General features: G+C 67.1%; 10 protein-coding genes and 1 tRNA gene. 3 read left to right on the top strand and 8 right to left on the bottom strand.

Going from position 1 to position 8,820, the window contains the following annotated elements; translation table 11 throughout:
* Nucleotides 1-191: 191 nt before the first annotated feature.
* Together WEB06_10560 and WEB06_10555 are read right to left on the bottom strand one after the other, a co-directional pair.
* Nucleotides 192-623 (bottom strand): hypothetical protein, encoded by a 432-nt coding sequence (locus WEB06_10560; protein ID MEX2556063.1) that lies wholly within the window; start codon nt 621-623, stop codon nt 192-194.
* A gap of 23 nt (nt 624-646) precedes the next feature.
* Nucleotides 647-868, bottom strand: a complete 222-nt coding sequence (locus WEB06_10555; protein MEX2556062.1) for a hypothetical protein — start codon at nt 866-868, stop codon at nt 647-649.
* Nucleotides 869-1,090: 222 nt separating this feature from the next.
* Here WEB06_10555 and WEB06_10550 point away from each other — a divergent pair, with 222 nt between their 5' ends.
* Nucleotides 1,091-1,381: a hypothetical protein gene (locus WEB06_10550; GenBank protein MEX2556061.1), complete on the top strand. Its 291-nt coding sequence runs from the start codon at nt 1,091-1,093 to the stop codon at nt 1,379-1,381.
* A 34-nt stretch (nt 1,382-1,415) separates the two neighbouring features.
* Complete coding sequence (locus WEB06_10545) at nt 1,416-1,721, top strand: hypothetical protein (protein ID MEX2556060.1); 306 nt, start codon at nt 1,416-1,418, stop codon at nt 1,719-1,721.
* 6 nt (nt 1,722-1,727) lie between these two features.
* Here the strand turns inward: WEB06_10545 and WEB06_10540 are convergent, their stop codons facing one another.
* The 3 genes from WEB06_10540 to WEB06_10530 form a co-directional block, all read right to left on the bottom strand.
* Nucleotides 1,728-2,369 (bottom strand): hypothetical protein, encoded by a 642-nt coding sequence (locus tag WEB06_10540; GenBank protein MEX2556059.1) that lies wholly within the window; start codon nt 2,367-2,369, stop codon nt 1,728-1,730.
* A 67-nt stretch (nt 2,370-2,436) separates the two neighbouring features.
* Nucleotides 2,437-2,880 (bottom strand): hypothetical protein, encoded by a 444-nt coding sequence (locus tag WEB06_10535; protein ID MEX2556058.1) that lies wholly within the window; start codon nt 2,878-2,880, stop codon nt 2,437-2,439.
* A 619-nt stretch (nt 2,881-3,499) separates the two neighbouring features.
* The gene (locus WEB06_10530) at nt 3,500-3,628 is read right to left on the bottom strand and encodes a hypothetical protein (protein ID MEX2556057.1); all 129 of its coding nucleotides are present in this window, start codon (nt 3,626-3,628) and stop codon (nt 3,500-3,502) included.
* A gap of 471 nt (nt 3,629-4,099) precedes the next feature.
* Here WEB06_10530 and WEB06_10525 point away from each other — a divergent pair, with 471 nt between their 5' ends.
* Nucleotides 4,100-5,425 carry an adenylate/guanylate cyclase domain-containing protein gene (locus tag WEB06_10525; GenBank protein MEX2556056.1) on the top strand — a complete coding sequence of 442 codons (1,326 nt, stop codon included), beginning with the start codon at nt 4,100-4,102 and terminating at the stop codon, nt 5,423-5,425.
* A 31-nt stretch (nt 5,426-5,456) separates the two neighbouring features.
* Here the strand turns inward: WEB06_10525 and WEB06_10520 are convergent.
* The 3 genes from WEB06_10520 to WEB06_10510 all read right to left on the bottom strand — a co-directional run bounded on the left by WEB06_10520 (nt 5,457) and on the right by WEB06_10510 (nt 8,820).
* A tRNA-Leu gene (locus WEB06_10520) sits at nt 5,457-5,540 on the bottom strand.
* Between the two features lie 48 nt (nt 5,541-5,588).
* Nucleotides 5,589-7,280 (bottom strand): ABC transporter substrate-binding protein, encoded by a 1,692-nt coding sequence (locus WEB06_10515; GenBank protein MEX2556055.1) that lies wholly within the window; start codon nt 7,278-7,280, stop codon nt 5,589-5,591.
* Nucleotides 7,249-8,820, bottom strand: coding sequence for an ABC transporter substrate-binding protein (locus tag WEB06_10510; GenBank protein ID MEX2556054.1), 1,572 nt, complete (start codon nt 8,818-8,820; stop codon nt 7,249-7,251). The genes WEB06_10515 and WEB06_10510 overlap by 32 nt, the downstream gene beginning before the upstream one ends.

The following is an 8,820-nucleotide window of genomic DNA, read 5'->3' as shown; positions in this document are numbered from 1 at the left end:
TGCGGGCGAGAGGACTTGAACCTCCACGTCCTTGCGGACACATGGCCCTCAACCGGATCCAAGGCGTCCGCGTCGTTTCGTATCACGTCGCGTCGCGCCCTCCACCTGCGGCGACGTCCGAGAGGATACGAACCGACGCACTATGAAACGACCCGAAAACAGCGGGGGGTTGGGGCGATCTTGGGGCGCGGTTAGGGCGCGTCAGGGAAGATCTCGTTATAGAGAGCCCATACCGCGCCCAGGCGGGAGGGATGGGACTTCCAGGCCAGGAGCTTCCCCGTCGAGGGATCCTTCGCGAAGAAGGTGTACGGATCGTCGTAGCTCTGGCGCGTCTGCATTTCAATCAGGAAGCTCGGCGACACGAGCCGCGCGGCTTCCTCGGCGAAGGGTTGGTCGGTCGTTCCCGACTCGTCCGCCGCTAGAGGCTGAGCGACGGTCCGGTGATGCTGGTAGGAGACGCGGGATTGCGCCTCTAGACGAGCGCGGCGCTCGGCTTCTCGCGCCTTCTGGAGCCTGACTTCGGTTTGTAAGCGGCGACCCTCTTCCGTCTTCGGCTCGTAGAACGGTATTACGCGCGCCGCCATGCGGTCCTTCTGTTTGCGCGACATTCTCGGAGGAGACATTACGGGTATCGTAACGTGGGATCCTACGCCTCGCGGCGAAGCCCGAGCTTCTCCCTTTCGTCGCCGAGCAGGCGCCGGTACTCGTCCCGGTACGCCGTCCGGAGCGCGTGGACCGGCTTATCCGCGTCGCGGAACCGTGACGCCTCGCGGCCGATGGACCGCACGAGCGCCGCGGTCGCGGCGATCTCCGCGCGCGCGGCGGCGGTGTGCGGTCCGTAGCCCGCCGTCGTCCGTTTCCCGGCCATCGCGCCGACGATAGCACGGCCACATTTTAGCCTCTGAGACGCCGAGATCCGTTCCGGGTATCCGACGCTACCGGCGGGAGCTTCTCGGGCGTCTCCGACGATCTCGGGGCCCTGGGGATTTGCCGATGTTGAAGGTGGGCGCCGTGACGGGATTGAATACGAGCGATGAAGCTCCTCCTCGCGGTCGGATGGTTCACGTCGGCGGCGCTCCGCCGTCGTCTAATGCCCGGCGCGAAGGTCGAAGCCGAACCGATTCGCGTTCTAAGCCGGGTCGTCGAACGCGACTATTCGCGCGTGCCTTCGGTCGGAGACACGGTTTTTCTCGACGACGAGCACGAGACGCTACCGCTCTTAGTCTCGCGCGTTATCTGGCTTGAAGGCGGTGCGATGGTCGAATTCGATCTCGAAGCGGAGAGCTTCGACGATATCGGCCCGGATCTGGAAGCACGCGGCTTCGAGAACGGCCGCTACGTTCGCCTCGAAGACGGCCGCGTGCTGGCGGAGAAGCCTTAGACGCGGTGCGCAGAACGCGGCAAGGTCTAGCGGTTTGAAAGGTCAGGAAGTCCGGCGCACCCTCGACGCGCTCGTCGGGCGCCTCGTCCTGCTTGCCGAGAAGGACCCCGAGCAGGAGGTTCGCGGGATCGCGCTTCCTGTTCTCGATACGGTTATCGGGGAAGCAAAGCGTCTTCTTCCCGATCATCCCGTCGTGCTGCGCTTCGCGGATCTTGTGTCGCCGGAGAACATCGAAACGGGGGAGCCGATTCGCGCGGTCGATCTTCTTCTCGCGCTAGAGGCTCTCGCAGAGGCGTTGGCTTCCAGGTACGGACGGAGTGCGTACGCGCCGGACGAGTAGAGCGCTCTACTTCTGTCCGCCCTTCTGCGCGACGAGGAGATCGACCCATCCCTTCGTCCCGTCGTCTATACCGACGACGACGAGTCCGCGATAGTCCGCCGGTTCGTCGCTCCGAAGATTGACTTCCGCGTTCGCAACCATTCGCGGAAGGTCGCCCTCCCAAACCTTGCGCTCTCCGGGCTTAATCGGCCGAGTGACCGTCGTTAGCGGGACGACCGCGGGACCGCCCGTCCCGAAGTAGCCGAGCATCCTTCCGCCGGGATTGACCGGAGCCCTTGCGTCCGTGACAAAGACGCCGACGAGGACGACGTGATCCGGCGGCGGCGCCGGGATCCAGATATGACGCTTCTTCTCGACTCCGCCGTAGGAAGGAACCGCGACGGCGCTCGCCGGAACGAAAAGCGTAAACGCGCGCCAGAGCCCCGGTTTGATCTCCGCCGGGGAGAATTTCGTTCTTCGATCCTTGTCCGCCGGAAGGATCGACGTCGGGCCGGTCGCGTATTCGTGAGTGAATGCGATCCGCCAGTCGCCGCCGGGCGGGATCGTCCACGGCCCGGACGGATGAAGGCTGACTTTGTAGCGGTCGGCAATCCGGCGCGAACCGAGGTAGACGGTCCCGTCGTTCTCGATCCACGCCCTGAAAGGCATCGACCGCGGTCCGTCGGCCGCGCCAACGCAGAAGCGAAGGGACCGCGATTCCTTCTTCGTCACAGAACTACGACCCGCGAAGGATTCGCTTCGCTTCGTTCATTCCGATTGCGAGCGCGTCGCGGGACGACGGGTAGCGACGAGCCGGACGCTCCGTCATTTCGTAGTAGGCCCGTTCCTCGTCGTCGGGAAACTCCTTGAACCAATCCTGTCCAGCGTTCCACGCCGCGTCGAGATCGATGAATCGCGAGAAGTCGGCGGCGTCTACCCCGAACATCGAGCAGAGTGCGAGAAAGCAGACTCGTTCGAGTCCAGGATCCGACGCGCCTCGCTTCTGGAAGGCTTCGAATCGCGCCGACCGTTCGAGCCCGGCGACAGTATCCCATTTGAGGCCGCCCGCCTTCCTTGTCGGCTCGGCCCATATGTTCAAGCCGTGGGCGACCGTTGCGAAGTATTCCCGCAAGACGGGCTCTGCGAGCTTCGGACCGAGCAACTGGGAGAGGAAGCCCATTCCGGAGATTCTAAAAAGGAAGCGGGCCCTGGCACCCGGATAAGGCGAGCGGATCACCAGCCGCGAGCCGCGGAACGGCCGAACAGACCAGAAACCAACCAAGAATCCGGGCGGTCAGCTGCACCAGCCAGGCCATCTACGGCAACCCCGGCGCCCGACCCCTAGAAAGCGACTTGCTCAGCAGTCTCCTAGGTCGGCGCGCGGAAAGGTGGAGCGCAGGGTGTCCGGCCGTGCGCCACGATTCAAGGGGTATTTGGATCCCATCCGTCCCATCGGTCATTCGAGGATCTTCGGGGGTAGGCTTTTGACGTGCGAGGACGAGCTTGCTTCGCTTCTGCACTCTTCGCGGTGCTCGTCGCCTGTTCGAGCGGACCTTCGGCCTCCGACCGCGCCGCCTGCGAGTTCGCGCGCGACGAAATCTTCGGCCAACCGTCGTCGGCGGAGACCGCCCAAATCAAGTTCGAAACGCTTATAGCGAAGATGAGACTCGCTGACGACGAGCGGCTTCGACGCGCCGCCGCGGAGCTAGGGCGCTTTACCCTTGGGGGGGCGGCCGCGGTTGGGCAGCAGGTACGCGCCGTTTGCGAGGAACTCGGAATCCCGGCCGGATAACTCGCGTTCACTCGACGATCTCCGCGCCGAGCTTCCCGACGACGAGCGACGCCGCCTCGCCCATCGGTTCCCGCGAAGGTTCCCCTATAAGGAGCGGAACCTTGGGAACCTTCGTCGCGGAGACGCTCCGCCTCACGTCTCCGCGTCTTCCTGCGACTCGGACAGGTTCGGCGACAGTTTCCGAGAGTTCCCGAGAGTTCCCGGACGGTTCCGGAACCTTCGTACCTGCGGAAACGTCGTCGCCGTTCTCCGGCCTGGAACCGTCGAGGACGTAGAGCTTCGCTCGATCCTTCGCCGGGCCGAGCTTCCCGGCCGCGATAAGGCGTCCGACGACGGCAAGACGATCTTCCTTCCGACCGCCGAGCGCGTTCCCGAGCGAGGTTTTCGAGTAGTGGCCGGCTCGATCCGTTTCCGCTGGTCAAAGGTAGTGCACTTGATGAGAGTTCTCTCTAACCAAATGCTGTCTGATGGCATCTCCCGGCTCCACCAGCAGGTCTTTGGCTAGACGGTTCGTGCCCGAGTAGTGGTCGATTCCATCGTGTAGAGATCCCGCGCGCCGACCGGCTCGCTGGCAGCCCCGATCCAGGTCGCTTGTTAGGCTTTCGGCGTGCGCGCGGAGACGCAGTACACCCGAAGCGGCGACCTCTCAATCGCCTATCAGGTGCTGGGCGACGGCCCGATCGATCTGGTGATGGCGCCGGGCTGGATCTTCCACATCGAGCTCGTGTGGGAGCAGCCCGAGTTCGAGCGGATGATGAGGAAGCTCACGCCGCATTTCCGCGTCATCCTCTTCGACAAGCGAGGAACCGGCCTATCCGACCGCTCGATCGGAGCCTCCTCGATCGAGGACCGGATGGACGACATCCGGGCCGTGATGGACGCCGCGGGGTCTGAACAGGCAGCCGTCATGGGATGGTCGGAGGGGGGGACGTTCGCCGCGATGTTCGCGGCAACCTATCCGGCAAGAACGCGGGCGCTCATCCTGTACGCGTCCGGCGCGCGATTCCGATGGGCACCCGACTTCCCGATCTCGTGGCCGCCGGAAGTCGAGCAGGTCTTCGAGAACTACCTCGAGACCTCGTGGGGAAAGGGGCTCGGCGCGTCCGTGGTCGTGCCCAGCCGAGCGAAGGACGAGGAATTCGTGCGCTGGTTTGGCCGCTACGAGCGCATGTCGATCAGCCCGAGCGAAGGGCTCGTCCTTTGGCATGCCAACAGGGACATCGACGTCCGCCACATCCTGCCGACCATCCGCGTCCCGACACTTGTTCTCCATCAGCGCGACGAAATATTCTTGCCGATCGCCTTGTCGAAGGACCTCGCGGAGCGTATCCCCGGTGCGAAATACGTCGAGCTCACGGGACGGGACCATCTGTTCTGGTACGGCGACCCCGACGAGGCGGTCGGCGAGATCCTCGAGTTCGTCACGGGTTCTCGGCCGGCGCCCGACATCGACCGCGTGCTCGCCACGGTGATGTTCGTCGACATCGTCGGATCGACGGAGCGTGCTTCGGGCCTTGGAGACCGCCGATGGAACGAGCTGCTCGAGCGGTATTACGCCCTCACGGGTGCCGAGGTCGAACGCTTCCGCGGGCGGCAGGTGAAGACGCTCGGGGACGGGGTCTTGGCGACGTTCGACGGCCCCGCTCGGGCCGTGCGGTGTGCGCAATCGCTCGCGGCGCGGACGCGCGAGCTCGGCGTGGAGGTTCGCTCGGGCATCCACACCGGAGAGATCGAGCTGATCGGAAACGACGTCGGCGGCATCGCCGTGCACATCGGCTCGCGGGTTGCCGGGGAGGCGAAGGCGGGCGAAGTGATCGTCTCGAGCACGGTCAAAGACCTCGTGGCCGGGTCGGGGATCTCCTTCACCGACCGAGGCATACATTCGCTCAAGGGCGTGGCCGACGATTGGCGGCTATGGGCCGCTGCCGGGTGATCGAGTTCTGCCCGGATCGATTCTGAGTCAGTGCGGGCGAGAGGACTTGAACCTCCACGTCCTTGCGGACACATGGCCCTCAACCATGCCTGTCTGCCAATTCCAGCACGCCCGCGCGCTGCGGCGCACAGGATACCAGCGGGGTGCCGCCCCGACCGGCGGCTCAGGTAGCGGTAGGCGACGGTGAACCCGGGGGCGTCCCGGCGCCTTCGATCCACCACTCCGCCGCGTTCCAGAGGAAGCCGTCCGCCGAGGCGTTGGCTTCGACCTCGCGGACCCCGGCCCGGGCCGCGAGCGTGACCTCGAGCTGGTAGAGCGGGATCACCGGAACCAGATCGGCGATCCGCGTCGACGGCGCGTCGACGGCGGTGGAGGCGTCGTCCAAGGTCCGGTCCGCTGCATCGAGAAGACCGGCCAACGCCTTGTCCGAGAGCCGCGAGACGTTCTCCGGCCCGCCGATACCGAACCGGGCCCGGAGCCCGCCACCCGGCGCGTCTCGCAGCACGAACAGCCCTGCTTCGAACCGCGGGCCCGGGGCCCAGTCTCCCGTCAACCGCGCGTAGTCCATCGACACGAGGTTCAGGTCGACCCCGATCCCCGACGCCTGCGTGTTCAGCGCGCGCAAGATCCGCTGGTCCAGCTCGCCCGCGTCCGCCGCGGCGAGCGTTACCGACAGTTCCCGCCCGCCCTTGCGACGGGTCCCGCCCCCCGACGACGGCTCGCTCCATCCGGCGGCGTCGAGCAGGCGCGCCGCCTCAACGGTGTCCTGCCGGAATCGAGCGAAGGCGGCGTTGATGCGGGCCGCGTCGCCGGCCGACGGCGCATCCCACAGCGCGCCCTGCTCGCGGACGAGGCCCTCGGCGATCGCCTCGCGGTCCAACGCGAGCGCGATCGCACGGCGCACCCGCACGTCCGAGAGCTCCGGCGTCTTCACATTCAGGATCACGCCCACCCAGGTCGCACCGCGGTCCCCCGTTACGCTGCTCCCCCGCCGGGCGGCAGCGGCGCGCCGGGCGAACTCGATCGCCGGATACGGGCCCAGAACGTCTACCTCGCCGCGAGCGTAGAGCTGGAGCGCGGTCACCGGGTCCGGCACGTACACGATCCGGATCCGGTCGAGCAGCGGCACGTCGCCCCAGGCGCGCGGGTTGCGCTCGAGGACGAGATCCAGCCCGGCCGTGCGCGACTTGAACACGAACGGCCCGCCCGACACCGGCCACGAGCGGATCAGCGCTCCGGAGATGTCGGTCTTGCCGAGCGCATGCGCCGGCAGAACGCCCAGCCCGGCGGAGAAGAGATCCCGCCAGCGCGCGAACGGCTCGCGGAAGACGAGGCGCGCCGTCTTGGGTGCCTCGACAACCACGTCGGCAAGCCGGTCGTAGCCGTCACGCGATGCGATCTTGGGGCTCTTGATCGCGGCCTGCCATGTGAACCGCAGGTCGTCCGCCGTGATCAACCGGCCATCCGACCAGACGGCGTCCTCGCGCAGCCTCACGCGAACGCTGAACGGCGTGCCGCCGACGTCGGCGCCCTCCGGCTCGGCCGTGAGCAGCCACGGCTCCCGGGTCCCGTCGGGCCCGAGCCGGTACAGCGCAGGCATGAGCGGCCTGACGAGGTCGCGCGTCGCGGCCGAGTCGCCGCCGGTGACGAACGGGTTCAGCGTCGGCGGCTCGTTCGGGTAGGCGACGACCAGCTCTCCCCCACGCGTGGGCTCGGGGGTCCCGCCGGTCCCGTTCCCTTTCGGCCCGGGCCCATCGCTCGACGGGCACGCCGCCAGCGCAAACGCCAAGCAGACCGCCGCGGCGATGCGCGGGAGGAGCCGGCTAAGAGGCGGCGATCCAGATGCCGGTCGCATCGAAGATCCCGGCCCCGTCGATCCGCAGCCCGCGGACCCTGGACGCGACGCCGACATGGTTGCGGAAGAAGACGATAGGGATCATCGGCATCAGCTCGAACGCTCGCTTCTCGGCGGCCGAGTACGCCACGAGACGATCCGTTTCGTTCGCCGCGGCACGCGCTCGATCGATGTAGGTGTCGAAGGTGCCGTCGGCGAACCCCGTGTGGTTGTTCGGCGAGCCGGTTCGCAACTGCTGTGCGAGGAACCCGTCGGGGCTCGGGACTTCGGCGAGCCAGCCGAGCTCGGCGATCTGATGACCGCCGGCTTGGAGGAGCTTCAGGTAGTCGGTGGAGTTGTGTGCCCGCAGCGCGACCTTGAGCCCCACCTCCTGAAGATCGCCGGCGATGGCTTGCGCGACTTCGGCCGAAGGCGAGGCGTTCAGGTGATCGATGATCATCTCCGGCGGCCTGCCGCCGAAGGCTGCCGCGATGAGCGACCGCGCACGCTCCGTATCGCGGACGCAATCCGCGCACGCATCGTCGGAGAATCCACGGATGCCGCGCGGGATGATGCCGCTCGCTTCTTCCTTGGTGCCGCCGTAGACCACCTCGGCGATCTGCTTGCGGTCGATCGCGAGCGAGAGCGCCTTGCGGACCTCCGCCTTGGCGAAGTTCGGGTTCTTCAGATTCATGCCGTAGTAGAGCGCCGCCCAGAACGGCCCGAAGCCCGACCGTCCCGCACGAGCCTGCGAGCCCGCGATCGCCTCGGCGGGAACCTCGGCGACGTCGGTGCGACCGGCGAGGAAGTCGCGCCAGCCCTGATCGCCGTCGGCGACCAGCCGAACCTGGATCCGCTCGAGAAGCGCCGTCGATCCCGCGTGGTCGTCGTATCGCTGGAGCATGATCGAATCGCTGCTCCGATCGGCAGCCATCTTGAAGGCGCCGTTGCCGATGGGATGTGTCTGCATCGCGGCGGGGTTGGCGGCCATCGACTTCGACAGCGGGCCGAGCGCCGGGTGTGCGAGGTAGAGCGGAAGCTCCTGGAACGGCCGATCGAGCAAGAACTTCAGCGTCGTCGGCCCGGCCACTACGCCCGCGAGCGTCTGCGCCGTCCCCGCGATCTTGACCTGATGGAACCCCTTCACCGCCTCGAACTGGAACGCGACGTCGGAGTTGGTCGCCTTGCGGGTGATGCGATCGAACGCCGCCTTGAAGTCGGCCGGGGTGACCGGCGTACCGTCGTGGAACTTGGCCGGCGCGATGGTGAACGTGACCGACAAACCGTCGGGTGCGGTGGTCCACGCGCTGGCGGCGGCCGGGCCGGCGGAGCCGGTCTTGGGATCCACGGTGGTCAGCGGATCGAACAGCTGCGAGAGGACGAGCAACGCGCCGCGACCCGCCGCCGTGGCAGAGTCGAGGCTCCCGAGATCGCGAACGGCGACGCGCAGCTCGCCGCCCGGCACGGGATCGTCGGAGGTCGGAGGAGCGTTGTCGCATGCGGTCAGGGCGAGCGCGAACGCCAGTCCCGAGGCCAGCAGCGCCCCGCGGCGCCGGAGCAT

The sequence above is a fragment of the Actinomycetota bacterium genome, from assembly GCA_040905475.1.
Lineage (GTDB): Bacteria > Actinomycetota > AC-67 > AC-67 > AC-67 > DATFGK01.
The sequence above is the reverse complement of the archived record's forward strand: the minus strand, read 5'-3'. Positions and strand labels throughout refer to the sequence as shown.